The 21,788-nt window shown below is 70.9% G+C and carries 13 protein-coding genes; 5 read left to right on the top strand and 8 right to left on the bottom strand.

Annotated features, from left to right (window positions below; genetic code table 11):
• Positions 1-158: 158 nt before the first annotated feature.
• Positions 159-1,385, bottom strand: a complete 1,227-nt coding sequence (locus KY572_RS03375) for an FAD-dependent monooxygenase (protein WP_224240677.1) — start codon at positions 1,383-1,385, stop codon at positions 159-161.
• A 71-nt stretch (positions 1,386-1,456) separates the two neighbouring features.
• Here KY572_RS03375 and KY572_RS03370 point away from each other — a divergent pair, with 71 nt between their 5' ends.
• Positions 1,457-2,434 carry a LysR family transcriptional regulator gene (locus KY572_RS03370; protein WP_317987802.1) on the top strand — a complete coding sequence of 326 codons (978 nt, stop codon included), beginning with the start codon at positions 1,457-1,459 and terminating at the stop codon, positions 2,432-2,434.
• Between the two features lies 1 nt (position 2,435).
• The gene (locus tag KY572_RS47000) at positions 2,436-2,570 is read left to right on the top strand and encodes a hypothetical protein (protein ID WP_263451289.1); all 135 of its coding nucleotides are present in this window, start codon (positions 2,436-2,438) and stop codon (positions 2,568-2,570) included.
• A gap of 177 nt (positions 2,571-2,747) precedes the next feature.
• Here the strand turns inward: KY572_RS47000 and KY572_RS03365 are convergent, their stop codons facing one another.
• Entirely contained in the window at positions 2,748-11,543 is an 8,796-nt protein-coding gene (locus KY572_RS03365; RefSeq protein WP_224240675.1) for an Ig-like domain-containing protein, read from the bottom strand.
• A 356-nt stretch (positions 11,544-11,899) separates the two neighbouring features.
• On the opposite strand from KY572_RS03365, the gene KY572_RS03360 reads away from it, so the two are divergent.
• The gene (locus KY572_RS03360; RefSeq protein WP_224240674.1) at positions 11,900-12,823 is read left to right on the top strand and encodes a LysR substrate-binding domain-containing protein; all 924 of its coding nucleotides are present in this window, start codon (positions 11,900-11,902) and stop codon (positions 12,821-12,823) included.
• A 102-nt stretch (positions 12,824-12,925) separates the two neighbouring features.
• Here the strand turns inward: KY572_RS03360 and KY572_RS03355 are convergent, their stop codons facing one another.
• Together KY572_RS03355 and KY572_RS03350 are read right to left on the bottom strand one after the other, a co-directional pair.
• A complete protein-coding gene (locus KY572_RS03355; protein ID WP_224240673.1) occupies positions 12,926-13,159 on the bottom strand; it encodes a hypothetical protein in 234 nt (77 codons plus the stop codon).
• Positions 13,160-13,352: 193 nt separating this feature from the next.
• A complete protein-coding gene (locus KY572_RS03350) occupies positions 13,353-13,976 on the bottom strand; it encodes a DUF2378 family protein (RefSeq protein ID WP_224240672.1) in 624 nt (207 codons plus the stop codon).
• Between the two features lie 226 nt (positions 13,977-14,202).
• On the opposite strand from KY572_RS03350, the gene KY572_RS03345 reads away from it, so the two are divergent.
• A complete protein-coding gene (locus KY572_RS03345; RefSeq protein WP_224240671.1) occupies positions 14,203-16,005 on the top strand; it encodes a sigma 54-interacting transcriptional regulator in 1,803 nt (600 codons plus the stop codon).
• Between the two features lie 15 nt (positions 16,006-16,020).
• On the opposite strand, the gene KY572_RS03340 is transcribed toward KY572_RS03345, so the two are convergent.
• On the bottom strand, positions 16,021-16,341 hold the full coding sequence (locus tag KY572_RS03340) for a hypothetical protein (protein WP_224240670.1): 321 nt from the start codon (positions 16,339-16,341) through the stop codon (positions 16,021-16,023).
• Positions 16,338-17,846: a serine hydrolase domain-containing protein gene (locus tag KY572_RS03335; RefSeq protein ID WP_224240669.1), complete on the bottom strand. Its 1,509-nt coding sequence runs from the start codon at positions 17,844-17,846 to the stop codon at positions 16,338-16,340. The genes KY572_RS03340 and KY572_RS03335 overlap by 4 nt, the downstream gene beginning before the upstream one ends.
• A gap of 254 nt (positions 17,847-18,100) precedes the next feature.
• Between KY572_RS03335 and KY572_RS03330 the strand changes: the two genes are divergently transcribed.
• Entirely contained in the window at positions 18,101-19,879 is a 1,779-nt protein-coding gene (locus tag KY572_RS03330; protein ID WP_224240668.1) for an MASE1 domain-containing protein, read from the top strand.
• A 26-nt stretch (positions 19,880-19,905) separates the two neighbouring features.
• Here KY572_RS03330 and KY572_RS03325 read toward each other — a convergent pair whose 3' ends face one another.
• Both KY572_RS03325 and KY572_RS03320 read right to left on the bottom strand, forming a co-directional pair.
• Positions 19,906-20,400 carry a hypothetical protein gene (locus tag KY572_RS03325; RefSeq protein ID WP_224240667.1) on the bottom strand — a complete coding sequence of 165 codons (495 nt, stop codon included), beginning with the start codon at positions 20,398-20,400 and terminating at the stop codon, positions 19,906-19,908.
• A gap of 116 nt (positions 20,401-20,516) precedes the next feature.
• A complete protein-coding gene (locus KY572_RS03320) occupies positions 20,517-21,095 on the bottom strand; it encodes a cell wall protein (protein WP_224240666.1) in 579 nt (192 codons plus the stop codon).
• Positions 21,096-21,788 lie beyond the last annotated feature (693 nt).

The raw sequence follows: 21,788 nt of genomic DNA, 5'->3' as shown, positions 1-21,788 counted from the left end.
AGACGATGGCTCAGTGAGCCGATGCTGGAGAGGTGGACTGACGCCGCCTCGTCGCCGAGGCGCTGCCGGCCGCACGGAGAGCAGGCGCGCGGCCGTCGTGAGCTCGAGGAGAAGAGACGCCAGACGTCCAGGCCTCCGCGACTCGGAGGCCGTGGAGCTCATGGGCGCCCCAGCAGCTCGTCGTAGCTCTTGAATGTGAACGGCACGGTCAGCGCACCGAAGTCGGGAAGGCCATCCGCGGGGCCGGGCTCGCCCTCGCGCGCGGGCGCGGCGGACTCCGGCGCTTGCGGATGGGTGTTCCGCAGGTGCTGCTCGGCCGCGATGTCCTGGTTCCGAGCCACGTAGTCGCGCAGCTCGCGTTCATACGAGGCCGCGCCCGCCGCCAGGTCTTCCCTGTGCGTGGCGAGCTCGCCGGCGAGGACGTACGCGCCCACCATCGCGACCGAGGTGCCCTGTCCCGAGGCCAACGCGACGCTGTAACCGGCGTCGCCCACCAGCACGACGCGCCCTCGCACCCATCCGTCCATGCGGATCTGACTGATCGAGTCGAAGTGGAAGTCGGGCGCCGCCATCATGTGCTCGACGAGTTGTGGCAACACCCACCCGCCACCCTCGAGCCGCGCCGCCATGAGGCGCTTCTGCGCCCCGATGTCGCGGTAGTCGTACACGATGGGCTCCTTGGCCATGAAGCCCACGTAGGCGCGGGCCTCGGCGTCTCTTCGCAGCGCCATCACCATCGCGCCGATGCCCGTCCCCTCGCCCAGGTACATCACCTCCCAGCGCTCGAGGCCGAGGAAGTTCGGCATGCCGAAGACCGCGACGTAGGAGTTGCCCAAGCGGCGCAGGAACTGCTCCTCCGGGCCGAACACCAGCCGCCGCACCCGAGAGTGCAGCCCATCGGCGCCGACGACGAGCTCGAAGCGGCGAGGGGTGGCGCGCTCGAACGTGACATGGACGCCCGACGCATCCTGGGTGAGCGACGACATCGAATCCTCGAAGAGGAACTCGACCTGGCGGTCCACGGCCTCGTGCAGGACGCGGCAGAGGTCGTCGCGCATGATCTCCACGTCGAGGCTCTCGAAGCGCCCGCCCGTGAGCGTGCGTTCCTCGCTCCTGTGAAGCTCCTTTCCATTCGCGTCGACCACCGAGAATCCCGTCAGCCGGGTGCTGTGCTCCCGGAGCCTGGCGAGGATGCCCATGCGCTCGGCGACCGTGAGCGCCGGGCCACGCACGTCGAGTGCCTGCCCACCCGGGCGCAGGTGGGGGGAGCGTTCGACGACCGTGACGTCGAAGCCGTAGCGGGCAAGCCAGTAGGCCGTGGTGAGGCCGGAGATGCTGGCCCCGGACACCAATACCCGGCGAGACGTTCCATTCGTGGAGTTCATGGACTCTCGTCTACGCCCGCGGCGTCGAGACTTCCAAGACATTGATTGGGACAACATGATGCCTTCGGAGCATGATTCGAGCCATGGAACTCCGACACCTGCGCTACTTCGTGACCATCGCCGAGGTGGAGAGCTTCCGCCGCGCGGCGGAGCGGCTCCACGTCTCGCAGTCGCCCTTGAGCCGGCAGATGCAAGACCTCGAGGAGGAGATGGGCGTCGAGCTGTTCGAGCCCGAAGGTCGTGGCATCAAGCTCACCGCCGCTGGGAGGTCCTTCGCGGAGCGAGCCCGGAACATCCTGGCCAGCGTCGATGCGGCCGTGGACGAGGCCAAAGGCGTGGCCGAAGGCAGGCTCGGCACGGTCGCCATCGGCTTCGAGACTGGAACGACCTTCATGGGAGCGCTCCTGTCGCTCGTCGCGGCGTTCCGCAGGCGAACGCCCCGCGTGGGTCTGCAGCTCGCCCCGCTGAGCAGCGTCGAGCAGTGGGCGGCGCTACGCCAAGGGACGATCGCCTTCGGATACGGCGCCTATGCCCCCACTGACGATGCCCTCGATCACCTGGAGATGACGCGCGACAGGCTGGGCCTGCTCCTGTCACCCGACCACTGGCTCGCGCGGCTCAAGACGATCCGGCTGCGCGACATCGAAGGCGAGCGAGTGATCCTCCAGCCGCGTCAGCTCTATCCACGCCTGCATGCAGACCTCATTGCAGCGGCGCGCGAAGAGGGTGCAACGCTGCGCGTGACGGCGGAGGTGATGGATCTCGAGGCGCTCATGGCGCTCGTCGCGATCGGCGACGCGATCACGTTCGTGGGCGAGAACATCTCGGACATGGCGGCGCACACCGCGATGACGTGGCGTCCGGTTGAAGGTCTTCGCATCAACCTGAGCGAGTTCGTGACATGGCGAGCCAAGGACGCCTCGACGGCCGTCGTGAAAGCGCTGATCGAGAGCGCGCGGGAGGTCCGGTCTCCCGCGCTGGGAGAGGCGACGCGCGTGCTCCCCGGTCCACCGAGACCGCGGCGAGCCGCGAGACGCAAGCGCGATTGAAGTGTCACGCTCGCCGCGGGGGAAGACCCTCAAACGCCTCGAGCACCACGCCCCGCGCCTCGAGCGCGTGAAGGTGTGTGGCGGCGACAACGAGAAGGTCGTCCGCAAGTACGACGCGGTTCCCCGGGCTGGTTGAAGGACTCCGGCTTCTGGGTGAAGCGGATCCGCACGCCGCGCACGATCGCCGCCATGCGCGGCGTCGGCGGCTCGTCGGTGCCGACCGAGCCGCGCGTCGCCACCTACGAGCCGCCCTCGAGGGCCTCGACGATGGCGTGGCATGGAGCGGGCGCGCCCCGGCTCGCGCCCCTGGCGGTCAGGGGGCGGGGGCGGGCTCCTCGGCGGACTTCGTCTCGAGGATGGTGAAGACCACGCGGCGGTTGTTCTCGCGGCCCTTGGCCGTCTTGTTGGTGTCCACCGGCTGCGTCTCGCCGTAGCCCACCGCCTCGAGCCGCTCGGGGGCGATGCCCTCCTCCTCGATGAGGCGCTTGCGCACGTTGTTGGCGCGGCGCTGCGAGAGGTCCATGTTGGCGGCGTCCTTGCCCTGGTCGTCGGTGTGGCCCTCCACGCGCACCTTGGTGATCTCCGGGTTGGCGCGCAGCACCTGGCCCACCTGCTTCAGCAGCGGGAAGGACTTGGCGAGAATCACGTCCTTGTTGGTGGCGAAGTACACCTTGTCGAGGATGACGATCTTCTTGCCCTCGACCTTCACCTTCACCTCGCCCTTGTCCGGGCAGCCGTCGTCGTCCTTCGAGCCGTTGATGGTCTCCGGCTCGGAGGGGCACTTGTCGGCCTCGTCCAGCACGCCGTCCTTGTCGTTGTCCGGGTCCGCGCAGCCGTCCGCGTCCTCGAAGCCGTCCTTGTCCTCGGCGACCTGCGGGCAGCGGTCCTTGTCGTCCGTCAGCCCATCGCCGTCCGTGTCCACCGGCGGCGGCGGGGGCAGCTCGTCCGGGCAGCCGTCCGCGTCCTCGAAGCCGTTCAGCGTCTCCGGGACGTTGGGGCAGCGGTCCTGGAGGTCCAGGATGCCGTCAGCGTCGTTGTCCGGGTCCGCGCAGCCGTCGTTGTCCTGGAAGCCGTCCACGTCCTCGGGGCCCTGCGGGCAGACCGGGGCGGGCGGCGGCTCCACGCGCTTGGGGGCGGCGCGCTCGGCCTCGGTCCACATGACGCCCGCGAGCAGCCGGAAGCCAGGGGTGCCGTAGCCGCGGGTGAGGCCGGGGCCACCGCCCAGGTGCGCCGCCAGCGAGTCCGTGAAGTGGTAGCGCATGGCGGCGAGCAGCTCCAGCGGACGCTCCTCGGTCTGGCGCTCCTTCATCCCCATGGCGCCCACCAGCGTGGCCTGCGCGGCGAGCCGGTGCTGGCCGAGCTGGAAGGGCAGCTCCGCGCCGAGCCCGTAGGCGAACTCGTTGCTCACGCTCAGGTTGTAGAACTGCTCCTGGGGCTGGAGGTTGACGCCCACGTTGGCCAGCACTCGCACGCCGCCGTCGCTGCTCCACTCGGCGAGCAGCCTCGGGAACACGGCGAGGCCGCTGCGGCCGAGGAACTCCTTGCCCCCCGAGGTGGGGATGATGACCGGCACCATGACGCCCAGGTGCAGGCCACCGTCGGTGGACAGCAGGCGCGCCTTCGGCACCAGGCGCAGGTCACCCACGCCCGTGGCGCTCACGCCCTCGGAGAGGATGGGCGACACGGAGGCCGTGGAGGCCGACCCCTGCGAGGTGATGGGCAGCGCCACGCCGAGCTCGAGCCGATCGAAGAGCGAGATGGAGCCCATCACGTCGAAGGTGAACTGGTTCTTGACGATCTCGTAGACGAACTCGTCGGTCCGCGGCCGCAGGAAGTTGAGCGGATCCCTCGCGTAGTTGAAGGACAGGCCCACGTTCCAGCCGAGGTGCGGCGCCAGCTGGGCGCTGTGCACGTCGAGCACGTCCTTGCGGCCCGGGCCCGGCTTGTACTGCTGCACGTCGATGCCCTGGGAGGCCTGGTCGGCGGACTGGGCGCTCGCGGGCGCCGAGACGAGCACGGCGGCCAGCAGGCCCATCAGCCCCCACGCCTTCCCCGAGCCCCGGAGGGCCTGGCGACGGCGCAGCATGGGCACGGCGAGCAGCAGCACCAGCGGCAGCCACGTGCCGGCACCCGTGGAGGCGCAGCCCCGGCCCGCGACGACCAGGTCGTCCGTGTAGTTGCGCGGGTTGCCACCGGCGTTGACCTCCTCGCCATCGTTCAGGCCGCCGTCGTCGGAGTCGATGTCGTTCGGATCCGACTCCGTGTCACCCACCCGGCCGTCGTGGTCGGCGTCCTCGGTGCCGTCCTTCAGGGTGTCGCCGTCCGTGTCCGGGTTGAGCGGATCGGTGGTCGTGGAGCCATCCGCGTCCGGCGTGAAGACGGCCTCGTCCGTGTCGTCGCCCTCGGGCCCGGTCAGGCCCAGCTCGAGGCCATCGCCCAGCCCGTCACCGTCCGAGTCGAACTCGCGCGGGTCCGTCTCGCCCGGATCCACGATGCCGTCGTGGTCCTTGTCCTCCGTGCCGTCCATGGAGCCGTCGTTGTCCGTGTCGTCATCGAGCGGGTCCGTGTCGGTCTGGACCTCGAGGCCGTCCCGCAGGCCGTCACCGTCCGTGTCGGGGTTGGTCGGGTCGGTGCCCAGCTCGCGCTCCTCCGAGTCGGTCAGCCCGTCGCCGTCGGAGTCGCCGCTGCCCACGTTCACGGTGACGGTGACGGTCGTGGAGCCGCCGTTGTCGTCGGACACCGTGTACGTGAACGTCACCGTGCCCGTGAAGCCAGGCGTCGGCGTGAACACCACGCCCGTGCCGTCCTGCGCCACCGCGACGGTGCCACCGGCGGTCGGCTGGGTGACGGCCGTCACCGTGAGCGTCTCGCCCATGTCCGGTGCGCTGGAGTCATTGGCCAGCACGTCCAGGGGGTTGGCGCCGCTGTCGGCCGGGACCGAGAACGTGTCGGCCACGCCCGTGGGCGGGTCGTTCACCGGCGTCACCGTCACCGTGACGGTGGCCGTGTCCGTGCCGCCATTGCCGTCGGACACCGTGTACGTGAACGTCGCGGTCCCGTTGAAGTCCGGCGCCGGGGTGAAGCTCACCACGCCGCCGTTCAGGGTCACCGTGCCGCCCGTGGCCGGCTGGGTGACGCCCGTCACCGTGAGCGTCTCGCCCGACTCGGGCGCCGTGCTGTCATTGGCCAGCACATCCACCACCGTGGCGGAGCCGTCCTCGGCCACCGTCAGCACGTCGTCCACCGCGTCGGGGGCGTCGTTGACGGAGGTCACCGTCACCGTGACGGTCGCCGTGGCCGTGCCGCCGTTGCCGTCGGACACCGTGTACGTGAAGGTGTCGGTGCCGCTGAAGTTCGGGTTGGGCTGGTAGGTCACCGTCCCGCTGCTCAGCGTCACCGTGCCGTTGCCCGCCTGGGTGATGTTCGTCACCGTGAGCGTCTCGCCCGTGTCCGGCGCGCTCGAGTCGTTGGCCAGCACATCCACCACCGTGGGGCCGCTGTCCTCCGCCACCGTGAGGGCGTCGTCATTGGCCGTCGGCGGCCTGTTCCCGGCGGTCACCGTCACCGTGACGGTGACGATGGCCGTCCCACCGTTGCCATCGGACACCGTGTACGTGAACGTCACCGTGCCCGAGAAGTCCGTGGCCGGCGTGAACACCACTCCCGCGCCGTTGGGAGCCACCGCGACCGTACCGCCCGCGGCCGGCTGCGTGACGGACGCCACCGTGAGCGTCTCGCCCGAGTCCGGCGCGCTGGAGTCATTGGTCAGCACATTCAGCGTGGAAGCACCGCTGTTCTCGGGCACGGTGAACATGTCGGCCACGCCCGTGGGCGGATCGTTCACCGGCGTCACCGTCACGGTGACGGTGGCCGTGTCGCTGTCGCCGCTGCCGTCGGACACCGTGTACGTGAACGTCGCGGTCCCGTTGAAGTCCGGAGCCGGGGTGAAGCTCATCACCCCGTTCATCAGCGTCACCGTGCCGCCCGTGAGCGGCTGGGTGACGGACGTCACCGTGAGCGTCTCGCCCGTGTCCGGGGCCGTGCTGTCGTTGGCCAGCACATTGACCACCGTGGCGGTGCTGTCCTCGGCCACCGTCAGCGCGTCATCCACCGCATCGGGCACATCGTTGACGGAGGTCACCGTCACCGTGACGGTCGCCGTGTCCGTGCCGCCGTTGCCGTCGGACACCGTGTACGTGAAGGTGTCGGTGCCGTTGAAGTTCGGGTTGGGCTGGTAGCGCACCGTCCCGCCGCTCAGGGTCACCGTGCCGTTCGTCGGCTGGGTGACGGCCGTCACGGTGAGCGTCTCGCCCGTGTCGGGAGCGATGGTGTCGTTGGCCAGCACGTCCACCACCGTGGGGCCGCTGTCCTCGGCTACCGTGAGGACGTCGTCGTTGGCCGTCGGCGGCTTGTTCACGGCGGTCACCGTCACCGTCACGCTGACGATGGCCGTCCCACCATTGCCGTCGGACACCGTGTACGTAAATGTCACCGTGCCCGAGAAGTCCGTGGCCGGCGTGAACACCACGCCCGTGCCGCTGGGAGCCACCGTCACGCTGCCACCACTGGCCGGCTGCGTGACGGCCGTCACCGTGAGCGTCTCGCCCGTGTCCGGCGCGCTGGAGTCATTGGCCAGCACGTTCAGCGTGGAAGCACCGCTGTTCTCCAACACGGTAAACGTGTCGGCCACACCCGTGGGCGGGTCATTCACCGGCGTCACCGTCACCGTGACCACGGCCGTGTCCGTGAGGCCGTTGCCGTCGGACACCGTATACGTGAACGACGTGGTCCCGTTGAAGTTGGGCGCCGGGGTGAAGCTCACCACTCCGCCCACCAGCGTCACCGTGCCGTTCGCCGGCTGGGTGACGGCCGTCACGGTGAGCGTCTCGCCCGTGTCCGGGGCCGTGCTGTCGTTGGCCAGCACGTCCACCACCGTGGCGCTGCTGTCCTCGGCCACCGTCAGCGCATCATCCACCGCGTCGGGCGCATCGTTGACGGCGGTCACCGTCACCGTCACCGTCGCCGTGTCGAGACCACCGTTCCCATCGGACAGCGTGTACGAGAACGTCGTGGTCCCGGTGAAGTTCGGCGTCGGGGTGAAGCGCACCACGCCAGCGCTCAGCGTCACCGTGCCGCCGGTGGCCGGCTGGGTGACGGCCGTCACCGAGAGCGTCTCGCCCGTGTCCGGCGCGCTCGAGTCGTTGGCCAGCACGTTGACCACCGTGGCGCCGCTGTCCTCGGCCACCGTGAGGACGTCATCGCTGGCCGTGGGAGGGTTGTTCCCCGCGAGCACCGTCACCGTGACGTCGACGATGGTGGTGCCGCCGTTGCCGTCGGACACCGTGTACGTGAACGTCACCGTGCCCGAGAAGTTCGTGGCCGGCGTGAACACCACGCCCGTGCCCCCCGGAGCCACCGTCACGGTGCCACCACTGGCCGGCTGCGTGACGGCCGTCACCGTGAGCGTCTCGCTCGCGTCCGGCGCACTGGAGTCGTTGGCCAGCACGTCCAGGGGGTTGGCGCCGCTGTTGCCGACCACGGAGAAGGTGTCGGCCACGCCCGTGGGCGGATCGTTCACCGGCGTCACCGTCACCGTCACCGTCGCCGTGTCCATGCCACCGTTTCCATCGGACACCGTGTAGGAGAACGTCGTGGTCCCGTTGAAGTTGGGCGCCGGGGTGAAGCGCACCACACCGCTGGTCAGCGTCACCGTGCCACCGCTGGTCGGCTGGGTGACGGCCGTCACGGTGAGCGTCTCGCCCGTGTCGGGCGCGAAGGAGTCGTTGGCCAGCACGTTGACCACCGTGGCGGCGCTGTCCTCGGCCACCGTCAGCGTGTCGTTGTTCGCCGTGGGCGGATCGTTCACCGGCGTCACCGTCACCGTCACCGACGCCGTCGCCGTGCCGCCGTTGCCATCGGAGATCGTGTACGTGAACGTCGTGGTCCCGGTGAAGTTGGACGCGGGGGTGAAGCGCACCACGCCGGTGGTCAGCGTCACCGTGCCGCCCGTGGCCGGCTGGGTGATGGCCGTCACGGTGAGCGTCTCGCCCGAGTCCGGCGCGCTCGAGTCGTTGGCCAGCACGTTGACCACCGTGGCGCCGCTGTCCTCGGCCACCGTCACCGTGTCGCTGGTCGCCGTGGGCGGATCGTTCGCCGGCGTCACCGTCACCGTCACCGTCGCCGTCGCCGTGCCACCGTTGCCATCGGAGATCGTATACGTGAACGTCGTGGTCCCGTTGAAGTTGGGCGCCGGCGTGAAGCGCACCACGCCGGTGGTCAGCGTCACCGTGCCGCCGGTGGCCGGCTGGGTGACGGCCGTCACCGTGAGCGTCTCACCCGTCTCCGGGGCGCTCGAGTCGTTGGTCAGCACGTTGACCACCGTGGCGCCGCTGTCCTCGGCCACCGTCAGCGTGTCGTTGGTCGCCGTGGGCGGATCATTCACCGGCGTCACCGTCACCGTCACCGTCGCCGTCGCCGAGCCGCCGTTGCCATCGAAGATGGTGTACGTGAACGTCGCGGTCCCGTTGAAGTTGGGTGCCGGCGTGAAGCGCACCACGCCCGCGGTCAGCGTCACCGTGCCGCCGGTGGCCGGCTGGGTGATGGCCGTCACCGTGAGCGTCTCGCCCGTGTCCGGCGCGCTCGAGTCGTTGGCCAGCACGTTGACCACCGTGGCGCCGCTGTCCTCGAGCACCGTCACCGTGTCGTTGTTCGCCGTGGGCGGGCTGTTCTGCCGGTTGATGACCGTCGTCTGCGTAGCGGAGTTGTTCCCCGTCACCGGATCCGTCGTCGACGCGCTCGCCGAGGCCGTCGCGCTCAGCGTGCGGTTCTCGTTCGGCACCGTCACCTGCACGGTGATGGCGGGCGCGGCGCCTGGAGCCGCCGAGGCCCGGGTGCACGTCACCACGCTACTCGCCAGGGAGCACGTCCAGCCCGTGCCCACGGCGCTGACGAACGTCACCCCCGTGGGAAGAGGCAGGGACACCGAGACGGAGGTGGCCGTGCTCGGCCCCAGGTTGTTCACGCTGACCGTGTAGGTGAGCGTTCCGTTCCCGTTCACCGGATCCGGCGAGTCGGTGAGCGCCATCGCCAGGTCCGCGCGGGGCGTCAGCGTGTCGGTGTCCGTGGAGCTGTTGTTCCCGGTCGTCGGATCCGTGTTGCTCGCTGGCGACGTCACCGTGGCCGTGTTGGCGAGCGTCCCCGTCGCCGCCGGGTCCACCGTGGCCGTCACCGTGAAGGTCGCCGAGGCTCCGCTCGCCAGGGTGAGGAGCGCGCCGGTGATGTTGCCCGTGCCGTTCGCCGTGGTGCAGGCCGCCGCGGGAGCGCACGTCCAGCTCACGCCCGTCAGCGCCGCCGGGAACGTGTCCGTCACCGAGGCGCCCGTCACCGCGTTCGGCCCGTTGTTCGTGACGGTGATGGTGTACGTCACCGTGTTGCCCGGGATGACGCTGGCGACGCCATCGGTCACCGTGATGGCCAGGTCCGACGGCAGGCACATGGGCAGCGCCGTCACCGCCACGCCCAGCTGGCCCGTGGCACCCGCGGTGGCGCCGTTCTGCGTGAACTCGGTCACCGCGGCGGACGTGCTCGTGCCGCTCGCTCCGCCCGTCACGCTGCGCGTCACCGTCCCGCCCGACACCGCGATGTAGCCGCCGCCGCCTCCTCCTCCGGGGCCCTCGGCCTCGTTGCCCGTGATGTTCTGGAGGCCGCCCCGGCCGCCGTTCGCGTCGATGGCCACGCCGCTCAGGGCTCGGGCCGCCACCACCACCGTGCCGCCCGCGCCGCCACCCCCGGGCGCGTCGTTGCCCGTGCCGGTGGTATCGGTGCCCTGCTGCCCGTTGGCCGTGATGCGGCCGGTGCCCGACACCGTGTCCGCTACCACCCACACCAGGCCGCCACCGCGTCCGCCCGCGCCACCCGTACCGTTGTTGCTGTCACCCGCGCCACCGCCGCCGCCCATGAACAGCCGCGTGGCCGGATCATTGGCCACCGGCCGGCCGCCGAGTCCTCCCACCGCGGCGCGCCCGTCACCCCCCCAGTTGGTATTCCCGGGGCCCACCGCCACCGCGTCCAGGTTGTTGGAGGAGTACGTGTACCCGCCGCGCCCGCCACCCGAGGAGTTCGTCCGGGCGTTGCCGTTGGCGATGAAGCCCGGGTCCAGCCTCCACGGGTCCTGGCCCGCGAAGGTGCCCGTCATCACGCCCTGGCCCGTCCACGTGTTGCCGTTGTTGCCGTTGGCGCCGCCGCCGCCGCCCGCGTTGTGCGCATCACCGCCGCCACCGCCGTTGGCCGGAGCGCCGCGGCCATACTGGCCATTGAGCGCGGCGTACTCCGTCGTGAAGCCGGCGATGCCCTCGCCCTTCTCCGCGCCCAGCGTGGCGTCCGTGGAGCGGTAGGTGGTGGCGCCGAAGCTCGTGTCCTGCTCCACCGTGCCGCCGCGGAAGCCCGCCGCGTTCGCGCTCAGCGTGCCGTTGAGGTTCAGCGTGTTCTGCACCTGCAGCGCGATGATGCCGCCCACCGAGCCGTTCCACGCCGTGGCCCCCACGCTCGCGCCCGCGTTGACGGTGAGGTTGGCCAGCTGCGGCACGCGCACCACCTGCGTGTGGCCCGCCACCGTATAGGCGCGGCGCAGGCCCGCGGGGCACCCGGCGGCGCTGATGCCGATGGTGCCTCGGCCGCCACCGCCCGCGGTGATGGAGGCCACCGTCACCAGCTCGTAGTTGCCCGCGTTGTTGAGCGTCACCGCGCCGTAGTTCACCGTGTCGGTGGTGTTGATGGTGGCGCCCTGCATCTGGATGATCATCAGCAGATCACCCGCCGCGAGCGCCCCGAACTGCGGGCTGTCCAGGTTGGCGAGGTTGTTCACCTCGAAGCTCGTGGCCCCGGCCGCCACGTCCACTCTCAGCGGCGCGTAGCGGTTGAGCACCTCGTTCGCCGCCGTCACGGTGTAGTTGCCATCCACCCCCACCAGCGCCGAGCTCGACACCGCGACGGGCCCCTCTTCGGACACGGCTTCCCCGGCGGGTACGGGCTCCGTGGAGCATGCGGCGATCAGCAGTCCCAGGACGGGCGCCGCCCACTTCGATGGGTTCAGGAGACGGGATGGGCTCATGGTCGATCGAGTCCGACTCACGGCTCGCCAGGGACGCCTGGCCACCGCGCGCGGAAACCTCGCTTTTATTGATGAGGGTGGAAGATTTTATCGCAGCTTCACACAGTGTCAAAAAGTAGCCGCTGGAAGGCCTGGAGAAGACGAGCGCGCGGACTGGCAGTGCAGCCGCCGTACCAGGGCCTCTCGAAGGAGGCCTCGCCTGGGGAGCGAGCTCTGGCGGCCCGCGTCAGGCGCCGGCTGACATGTCATGGGGCTCGGGCTGACACGCCAGGGCATCGCAGCCGGGCCATGGAGTCCGTACGGTAGCCAGGCTCCGGCGGATGGCTCCAAGACACCGTTTGGATGACGGTGATAGCTTGCGCCAATCAATGATGTGGGCTCCACACCCCTTCACCCTCCGCCAGCTCCAATATGTGGTGGCGGTCGCGGACACGCTGAGCTTCCGGAAGGCGGCCGAGCAGTGTCACGTGTCCCAGCCCTCGCTGAGCGCGCAGCTGGCGCAGATGGAGGAGGCGCTCGGGGTGCGCATCTTCGAGCGGGATCGCCGGCGCGTCCTGCTCACCCAGGCGGGCAAGGAGCTGGTGGAGCGCGCGCGGCAGCTCCTGGTGGAGGCGGATGACCTCACCGAGGCGGCCCGGCGCGCGAGTGATCCGCTCAGCGGCACCCTGCGCCTGGGCGTCATCCCCACCGTCTCGCCCTACCTGCTGCCGAGCATCACTCCGCCCCTGCGCAAGGCGTACCCGCGGCTGACGCTGCTGTGGGTGGAGGACAAGACGGAGGTGCTGGTGCGCGCCCTCGCCACGGGAACCCTGGATGGCGCGCTGTTGGCGCTGGAGGCGAACCTCGGTGACGTCGAGCACGAGGTGATTGCCGAGGATCCCTTCGTCCTGGCGATGGCGCCCGGGCACCCGCTGGGCGCTCGCAAGTCGGAGGCGCCCCACACCGAGCTCCAGGGAGCCGACGTCCTGCTGCTGGACGAGGGCCACTGCTTCCGCGAGCAGGCGCTGGCCTTCTGCTCCAAGGCCAAGGCACACGAGCTGGAGTTCCGCGCCACCAGCCTGCCCACGCTCACGCAGATGATCGCCGCCGGAGCCGGCGTCACCCTGCTGCCGCGCCTGGCCGTCCCCACGGAGGTGCGCCGCAGCGAGCTGCAGGTGCGGCCTCTGGCGGCGCCGGTGCCCAAGCGGACGCTCGCGCTGGTATGGCGCAAGCGCTCCTCGCTGCGGACCGCGCTGCGGCAGGTGGCCGCGACGATTCGCGGCGCGTACCCGAAGTCCTAGGGTGGCGCCCAAAAAAGATGACGGGTGTGTCCCCCACCCCAATCCTCCGCCAAGGGGGACAGACCCGTCATCCTGACTCACGAAAGATGGACCGCGCACGCCTCAGACGAAGGCGCCCAGGAAGTCCTGCAGCTTGCGGCGGCCCTGGCGCTCGGGGCGCGGGGCCTCCACGGCCTGGGGCCGGCGGCCACCACACGCGGAGCACAGAGCCACAGGCCCCTGCGGCGTCACATGCGAGGGCTCGCTCGAGCTCTTGCCGCACTCACATGCCCGCGGCAACACCAGCGAGGCGCCGTTCCCACTCTGCACCGTCACGTTGTCGAGCCGCATCGTCATTCCTCTCTCATCCCCTGGGGAGTTGCTTCGGGCCGTCCTCTCCCCCGAATCAACGAGGTCGGCCGAATCCTTCTGACCGGAGCTCCTGGCGACCCGGTCCGTCTGTTCACCGGGGCATGCCGCTCGCCCCTGTCGCCTCTTCTTCTCTTGGCGTGTGCCGCACCGTCTGGATCGAACGAGCGGGCCGGACGTATCACTCCCAGGAAATCTCGTATTCACTGTCGAGCATCCCCGTGGGACGCCCGCTCACGTTCACACTGCGCACGCCCACGCCCTCCAGCACCCCCTGCAGCAGCCCCTTGGTGAAGGCGGGCGGCAGGAAGTCCCGCTGCGCGACAAAGAGACCCGCGCGATCGGCGACAGACCACACGACCCGGCGCTCACCGAAGCTCACGGCGGTGCGGTAGCTGGTGGGCAGCTGGTTGAGCAGCCTCCGGGGGTTGTTGCCCGCCAGCAGCAGCATCGTCTTGCCCGAGGGCGAGGCCAGGAAGTCCTTGGCGGCCTGAATCCCCATGCGCCGCAGCACCCCGGCGCCCCCGCCGGCGCGGGGCCCCACCGTGCGCACCACCTCGAGCGACATCCTCAACAGGTCCTGCACCGGGTAGTTGAAGAAGTCGATGAAGCGCTTCTCTCCAATCAGCTGCTGGCAGCGGTCCGCGGCCTCACTCCCACCGAGTGCGCGAGCGACTTCGAGCGCCCCGTTGAAGAACATCCCGCGTGCAGTATCCGTGGGGCTGGCCATTGCCATCCGATGGCGGAGCTGTCGCTCCACGTCCAGGTCCAGCACTGGCTGTATTGACTCGGGTTGTGCGTGCATGGAAGGTGACTTCCTGGTGTGAACCTGGTGGAGCAAGGCCGCTGACCGCTGCCGGGAGAAGCCATGAGCAGGATCCAGGCCAAGCCCCAACCCTCCATGATTCAAGGAGTTAGAGCGGAAGACTCCTTTCAGCGCTGAAGCCTCATTGCCACGGAAGCCCCAGCAGAAGGGTGAATTTTCGAGGGGCTGAGTCCATACTTCATTCTTGAAGCGTGAAGATTCACGTATGAAGCGAACCCGCGACTCCACCTTTGTCGACCGCAGCCCGCGTAAGCCCCTGTACGTGCAGGTGGTGACGCAGCCGGCATTGCACGGGTGCTGGTCGGTCAACATCAGCGAGACGGGCATCGGCCTGGTGGCCACCCCGCGCGGCGGGCCGGAGGAGGGGCCGCGCGAGGGGCAGGAGCTGGAGATGGAGTTCTCGCTGCCGGACTCGCACGCGCGCATCCGGGTGCGGGGCGTGGTGCGGTGGCGGCACGACACGGAGGGCGCCGAGGGCGGCACGGTGACGGCGCTGGGCCTGTCGTTCAGCGCCTTCGAGGGCTCGGACCGGGTGACGCTGGTGCGCTACCTGCTCGAGAGCGCCCTGCACGTGGCGGTGGCCTTCGCGACGGAGGCGCAGGCGCGCACCATCCGCACGGCGCTGGAGGGGCACGCGCGGCTGGGCTTCGCGGACTCGGCGGCGGAGATTCATGCGCTGCTGTCTCGCGGAGACGTGGCGGTGCTGCTGGTGGCCGGGTGGGACGAGGTGCAGGCGCTGTCGCTCATCGAGCAGCTGTCGGCGCGGCGCCTGGAGGAGGTGGACGCCACGGGGGCCGCTCCGCCCAGTGACATGGCGGCGCGCATCGTCTGCTGCGCCCCTGCGGCGCCCGAGCGGCTGATCGGCCTGTTCAACGCGGGCAGCATCTTCCGAGCGCTGGGGCCGGCGCCCGAGGTGGAGGTGGTGCGGCAGGCGGTGCTGGACGCGGGGCGCGAGCACGGGGTGCGCACGGAGCAGCGGCGCATGGCGCTGGAGCTGGAGCGCAACCTGCTGCGCGAGCGCGCGCTGATGAGCGGGCCGGCGGGAGCGCCGGCGCCCGCGCAGGGGGATGGGCCCGGCTTCTCGAGCCCGGCGATGCAGCGGGTGATGGAGCTGGTGCGCGTGGCGGCGCCCCACCGGGTGGCGGTGCTGCTGCAGGGCGAGACGGGCACGGGCAAGGAGGTGCTGGCGCGCATCATCCACCGGATGAGCGGCCGCGGAGACGTGCCGCTGGTGGTGCAGGACTGCGGCGCGCTCACCGAGACGCTGCTGGAGAGCGAGCTGTTCGGCCACGTGAAGGGCGCCTTCACCGGCGCGGTGGCGGACCACCCGGGCCTGTTCGTGCTGGCCGACGGCGGCACCATCTTCCTGGACGAAATCGAGAACACGACGCCCAACCTGCAGATCAAGCTGCTGCGCGTGCTGGAGGGCGGGGACGTGCGGCCGGTGGGCGGCACGCAGGTGCGGCACGTGGACGTGCGCGTGGTGGCGGCGAGCAACAGGGACCTGGCCCAGGAGGTGCGGGCCGGACGGTTCCGGGCGGACCTGTTCTACCGGCTCAACAGCTTCACCATCGACCTGCCCCCGCTGCGCGATCGGCCCGAGGACGTGCTCTCGCTGGCCCGACACTTCCTGGAGCTGTTCAACCGCGCGCTGAAGCGCTCGGCGAGCGGGCTGGCCCCGGAGGCGGAGGAGGCGCTGCTGGCCTACTCGTGGCCGGGCAACGCGCGCGAACTGCGCAACGTGATGGAGCGCGCGGTGCTGCTGTCCCAGCCGGGAGAGAATGTGACGCGGCGGCTGCTGCCTCCGACGCTGGTGGGCACGCGCCCGGCCACCGTGGTGATGAGCGGCTCGCTGAAGGCACGGATGGAGCAGGTGGAGCGGGACATCATCCGCGAGGCGCTGGAGCAGCACGGCGGCGTGCTGCGGCGCGCGGCGGTGGCGCTGGGGATGGACCCCGTCACGCTGGGGCGCAGGGCCCGCCGTCACGGGCTTTGGAAGGGCGGCTGAGCCGAGCGCTCGCCCTCAAGGCTCCATCACGCAGCCGCTGCGCTCGTCCACGTAGTGGGCTCGGGCGCCCCAGAGCAGCAGCGCCGAGGTCTCCACGGCCTTGTGCTCCCGGTCGATGGTGAGGTGCGCCACGGCCGGGTTGGCCTTCACGAAGGCGCGGCAGAACTCCTCCTCCCGCTCCATGACGAAGAGGCAGGAGCACGCGTCCTTGGCCGTGTAGCTCGTCACGAGCACCAGGTCGTTGTTGGTGTACAGGCGCCGGTCGCCAGGCCTCCCGCAGGAGGTCAGCGCCGGCAGCAGGGCCCCGAGCAGCACCGCGAGCACCGTGCGCTTCATGGCGCGCCCTCCACCAGCGGGATGGCGTGCTTGAGGAAGGTGTTGAGGCTGAAGGCCTTCTTCCGATCGTCGGCCATGCGCACCACCACCAGGTCCATCGAGGGGATGATGGTGACGGACTGTCCCCAGTGTCCGCGCATGGCGTAGGCGTCCTCGGGCACGTCCGGCCAGGGCCGCTCATCCTGGAAGCCGGGCACCGGGCGGTTGAGCCAGAACTTGCGGCCCGTCACGTCTCCGGCATCCCAGTCCACGCGCTTCTGCTTGAGCGGCTCGGAGACGGCGACGGAGGCGGCCATCCACCCCTCGGGCAGCAGGCGCTGGCCCTCCCAGCAGCCGTCATTGAGGAAGAAGAAACCCAGCTTCGCCCAGTCGCGCGGCGTGGCGTGCATCAGCGAGGAGCCCACCAGCACGCCCTGGCCGTCCCGCTCGAGGACGGCGCTGCGCGCTCCCACCGGCTCCAGCAGCAGCTTCCACTCCCAGCCGTCGCCGAAGCGGGGCTTCATGGCCGCGCCCACCACTCCGGCCAGCAGCGTGCTGTCCCCCGAGGAGTACTCCCAGCTCGTGCCCGGCGTGTCCCGCAGCGCGTGCGAGGTGATGAAGGCCACCATGTCCCGGCGCCCCTCTCCGTAGAGCATCGCCAGCACCGAGGACGTCTGCAGCGAGTCGTTCTCGTAGCCCTCCTTCCAGTCCAGCCCCGAGCCGAACTCGAGCAGGTGGCGCACCGTGATGGCGCACGCCGCCTGGTTCGTCGCCTTCACGTGCTTGCAGATGGAGTCGTCCAGCGACAGCGCGCCGTGCGCCACCGCCAGCGCCGTGAGCGCGTTCGTCACGCTCTTCGACATGGACCAGCCCAGGTGGCGCTGCTCCGCCTTGAAGCCTCGCGCGTAGCGCTCGTACACCAGCCGCCCCCGGTGGATGATGACCACCCCGTCCGTGCGCACGCCGTCGCGGTCCTCGTCCTTGCCCTCCAGCGTGAAGGCGTAGTCCTCGAAGGCCTTCAGGGCCTGCTCGCGCCCGGCCGGCAGCGCGCCCCGGGGCCAGTCCCGCGTCGGCCACGCGTCCCGCTCGGGACAGGCCGCGAGCGCCAGCCTCGGCCCCGCGAGCAGCACCAGCAGCAGCGCCAGCGCTCCGCTCGGGGAAGGAAGCGCGGCCCTCGAGCCCCGCGCCAGCCGCATCACCACGGCCGGAAGCACCGCCGCCTCCACCGCGATCAGCAGCGCGACATCCCCGAGCCTCCGCGCCGAGGCGCCCACCAGGATGGCCCCCACCAGCACCAGCACCTGGAGCCCGAGCGCCACGCCCAACGCCGCGCCCCACCGCGTGCTGCCCGCTCCCAGACGGCGGACCTGCCAGCTGTTGGCTCCCACCACCGCCACCGGCGGCAGCACCACCACGAGCAGCAGCGCGGGCAGCGCCGCCAGCACCGTGCTCGTCCCGAGCGCTCCCACACCCATGCCCACTCGCAGCGACAGCAGCACGGCCAGCGCAGTCACTGCCACATTCACGGCCCAGCGGCTCCAGCTCCAGCCAGGCCGCGCCTCCAGGCCGCCCCGCGGGGCAGCTTCAGTTGAAGAACTCAACACTCCAGCGGGTTGCGGCGAAGGCATGGTTTGGAGTCTTACCATCCACGCGAGGCGGCCGCGCGCTCGCTACCCGAGGCGGGCGCGCCTGTGCCACGCTTCCAGGGCACGGCTCACAGGGGAGTTCGGCCCGACGCTCCTTGATCATGTCGCCGTGGCCCGGTGGCGCTGGGGGGAACGTGGTCCAGGACGCACTCATTCTGCCGCGCTGGCACCCCGGGGCGCGCCTGGCGCTCTTCGCCTCGCTCTACCTCGGCCTGGCCTCGCTGGGCCGCGAGCTCACCACCAGCTCCGAGCAGTCCTCCGCCGTGTGGCTCCCCAGCGGGCTCGTCCTCTTTGCCCTGCTCATGTCCCCGGCGCGGCACTGGCCCGCGGTGGCGCTCACCACCGTCGCGCTGGGGTTCCTCACCCAGCACTCCGACCGCTCCGGGGTGCTCACCCTGCTCGTCTCCACCTGCGGCGCCCTCGAGGCGCTCGTCGGGGCCGCGCTGCTGCGGCGCCTGGTGGGGCCTCGGGTGGAGCTGCACCGGGTGCGGGATGTGCTCGGGCTGGTGACGCTGTCAGCCGGGCTCAGCACCCTGGCCACCGCCTTCGTGGCCGTTTCCCTCATCGTCCTCTCGGGGGCCAGCTCCTGGCAGCTCTACTGGCCCACCTGGTGGGTGTTCTGGCTCGGCGATGCCATGGGCGTGCTGGTGCTGGCGCCGCTGCTGCTCGCCTGGACACACGGCCTCAAGGGCTGGGAGCACCGCCGCCGCTGGGAGCTGGGCGCCACCCTGCTCGTCGTGGGCACGGCCACGCACGTCGTCTTCCGCAGCCAGGCCCTGGAGCCGTGGTGGGCGCTCCACCCCCTGGTGTACCTGTCCCTCCCGTTCATCCTCTGGGCCGCCCTGCGCCTGGAGGCCGCGGGCACCACCGCCGTCACCGCCCTCATCTCCACCGTGGCCCTCTGGCACACCGCCCAGGGCCACGGCCCCTTCTCACGGCCGGCGCTCCAGCATCTCCCACGCGTGGCCCGTGCTCCCGGCCCGCAGCACCACGAGCAGGAGCTCAGCGCTCCGTCCCCCGCGCCGGGCCCCAGCCAGCGCCTCGCGCTGCTCCAGCTGTTCCTCGGGGCCGTCAACATCTCCGGCCTGCTGCTGGCCGCCGCGCTGGGCGAGCGGCGCCGCGCCCAGCTCGAGGTGTCCGCGCTCAACCAGGAGCTGCGCCATTCCCTGGAGGTGCTCGCGCGGACGCAGTCGGAGCTGCTGGCCCGCGAGCGCATGGCCGCGCTCGGCGAGCTGTCCGCCACCCTGGCCCACGAGGTGCGCAACCCGCTGGGCGCCATCGCCAACTGCGTCTCGGCGCTGCGCCACCTGCCCGGCCGGCGGCCCGAGCCCCAGGAGGAGGCCCTGCTCGACATCATCGACGAGGAGGTGCAGCGGCTGGATCAGCTCGTGCGCGAGCTGCTGGACTTCGCCCGGCCGGTGCGGCCTCGGCCCCGCCCCCAGCCGCTCGAGGCCGTGGTGGAGGGTGCCCTCTGCGCGGCGCTGCGCTCCCAGGGCCCGAACCCGCGCATCACCGTGCTGCGCGAGGTGGAGCCGGCGCTGCCGCCCGCGCTGGTGGATGCGCCCCTGCTCCACCTGGCCTTCACCAACCTCTTCACCAATGCCCTCCAGGCCATGCCCGACGGAGGCGCCCTGCAGGTGCGCATCGCTCGCGACGAGCGCGCGCCCCAGCAGCTCCAGCTCTCCATCTCCGACACCGGCCGGGGAATGAGCCCGGAGGTGCAGCGGCGCATCTTCGAGCCGTTCTTCACCACGCGGGCCAACGGCATCGGGCTGGGGCTGCCGATCGTCCTGCGCATCGTGGAGGGACACCTGGGCCAGGTGGAGGTGCGCAGCACCGAGGGCCGCGGCACCACCTTCACCGTGCGGCTGCCATGCACCGAGTCCGCCACCGAGCAGCCCCTGGCGTCCTGAGCCGCCTGACGCGGACGGCTCCCGGCCTAGAAGGGGATGTCCTCGTCCGTGTGCGGAGGCGGCTCGCTGTCGTCCATCGCCCCGCCCGAGCCGCCGCGCGGCTCCTCGTCCCCGCCCCCACCACCGCCGCGCTGGCGGGCGATCTCCGCCTCGATGGCCGCCAGCAGCGCGCGCTCCTTGTCGTGCCAGCGCGACTTGCTCGGGTCGTTCAACGAGCGCCGGGCGCCGTTGGCGTAGTACTCCAGGTCCTGCATCGTCGCGCCGCGGATGGGCCCGCCCTTGCTGCGGCCGTAGTTGGGGAACACCTCGCCGCCGCCGCCGCCGCCACCTGCGCTGCTGGCAGCCCGCCGCGGCGCCGGAGCCGAGGCCGAAGCCGCGTCCGCCGTACCGCCGATGAAGAGCTCGCCCATGCGCAGCGTGAAGCCGTCCTCGGACCTGAACGCGGTTCCCACACGCACGTGCTCGACGCGCCCGTCGGGGCGCTTCACAGCCACGGAGACCGGATAGCCTTGCTCGCTCATGCCGCCCGAATCCCATCCCCCGACAGGTCTGTCAACGGCCGTGTGACCTGTCGTGTCGGGAAGCCACGACACGCTGCTGGCTCCTCCCGCGAGCGCTCCACCGGCTCCCGGACCGCTCAGTGCAGGGAGACCATCTTCGCGCCGCCCTTCTTGCGCACCCAGGCCTTGGGCTTGGGCGGCTCCTTGGGGGCGGCGGCCGGCTCGGGCTGACGCTCGCGCGCGGCGGCCCGGCCTCGGGGCAGCTTCACGTCCTTGGCCGAGTTGGGGGCGGCGTCATCCACCCAGTCCGCCGGGCGGCGGTTGGTGCGGATCAGCAGGCGCAGCTTCTGGTAGTGCGCCGAGCAGTACCCCTTGGAGCGCGCCGGCCGCTTGCAGCCCATCACCGCGCAGGCCCGCTCGGCGGGGGCGGGGGCGGCGGCGGGGGCCTTGCCCTTGCCCTTGCCCTTGCGCGCCGGTGCGGCGGCGGGGGCGCGTGTGGGCTCGGCCCGCGGAGGCGTCGCCTGCTCCTGGGCCCGCCGAAGGACAGCCTCCCGGGCTCTCTGGCCGAGCAGGGGCGCGAGCCTCCCTGTGACGTCACGCAGGGACTGAAGCGAGGACAGGCCTCGCTCCAGCTGCACGATGGACTTCTGGAGCGGGCCGAGCTGCGACTCCAGCTCGCGGCGAATCATCTCTCGAAGGGCTTTTTCGAAGGACATGTGTCACCCCATATACACCCATGGGGCCGCCGTCGTGAGTCTCCCGACCGCTGTAGACAAAAAAAGAGCCCCGAGGTTGTTCACCTCGGGGCCGGTGAAGCGCTCCGGCTCGGGTTGCTCGGGCTCCGATTACTCGGAGCTCTCGGCGAGCTAGCGAGCCCGGGCGCTCAGTTTGAACCGCCGGTTGCGACGACGGGAGCGCGGGACCACCCACGCCACCCAGAGCACCAACACCGCTGGGATGAAAAGCTGAATCATGACCATCCCCCCACGTTGAATCCACCCGTCAGACAGGACGGGTGCCCCTCCACGTTGCTGAAATGGGCGCACGCCTCGCGCAGCCCTCGGGAGCCGAGCCCCCGAGCTGCACGCTCTACGCGTTCACCCTGACACTGCCTGCGGGGAGAGCCGTCAGCCCTCGCCCTTCACTGGTGCCTGCGGCCGCTGGGCCTCCGACACGGACTTGTCGGAGGTACCCGCTGCGCGCGGCTTCTCGAGTTCCACTTCCACCGCCCGGGTAGGAGCCGGGGCTGGGGCCGGTGTCGCCAAGGCGCGTACCACCGCCACCCCCACCCACAACACCAGTGCCGCCGGAACGAACAGATGACCCATGACCTTCCCCTGAACCCAGAGCGACGGCCCTTGACGAGCACCCCGCCCGTTTCCTGAAACGAACCAGGACCGGCTCTATTT

The sequence above is a fragment of the Hyalangium gracile genome (assembly GCF_020103725.1).
In the GTDB taxonomy this organism is placed as follows: Bacteria; Myxococcota; Myxococcia; order Myxococcales; family Myxococcaceae; genus Hyalangium; species Hyalangium gracile.
Note: the sequence above shows the minus strand (reverse complement) of the source record. Positions and strands in the feature narration are given on the sequence as shown.

What these genes read in the sequence shown, in the direction of transcription:
- KY572_RS03340 (WP_224240670.1), bottom strand. Translation starts at nt 16,341, where the DNA reads ATGAAGCGCACGGTGCTCGCGGTGCTGCTCGGGGCCCTGCTGCCGGCG.
- KY572_RS03375 (WP_224240677.1), bottom strand. Translation starts at nt 1,385, where the DNA reads ATGAACTCCACGAATGGAACGTCTCGCCGGGTATTGGTGTCCGGGGCC.
- KY572_RS03365 (WP_224240675.1), bottom strand. Translation starts at nt 11,543, where the DNA reads ATGAGCCCATCCCGTCTCCTGAACCCATCGAAGTGGGCGGCGCCCGTC.
- KY572_RS03320 (WP_224240666.1), bottom strand. Translation starts at nt 21,095, where the DNA reads ATGTCCTTCGAAAAAGCCCTTCGAGAGATGATTCGCCGCGAGCTGGAG.
- KY572_RS03350 (WP_224240672.1), bottom strand. Translation starts at nt 13,976, where the DNA reads ATGCACGCACAACCCGAGTCAATACAGCCAGTGCTGGACCTGGACGTG.
- KY572_RS03345 (WP_224240671.1), top strand. Translation starts at nt 14,203, where the DNA reads ATGAAGCGAACCCGCGACTCCACCTTTGTCGACCGCAGCCCGCGTAAG.
- KY572_RS03370 (WP_317987802.1), top strand. Translation starts at nt 1,457, where the DNA reads ATGATTCGAGCCATGGAACTCCGACACCTGCGCTACTTCGTGACCATC.
- KY572_RS03355 (WP_224240673.1), bottom strand. Translation starts at nt 13,159, where the DNA reads ATGACGATGCGGCTCGACAACGTGACGGTGCAGAGTGGGAACGGCGCC.
- KY572_RS03325 (WP_224240667.1), bottom strand. Translation starts at nt 20,400, where the DNA reads ATGAGCGAGCAAGGCTATCCGGTCTCCGTGGCTGTGAAGCGCCCCGAC.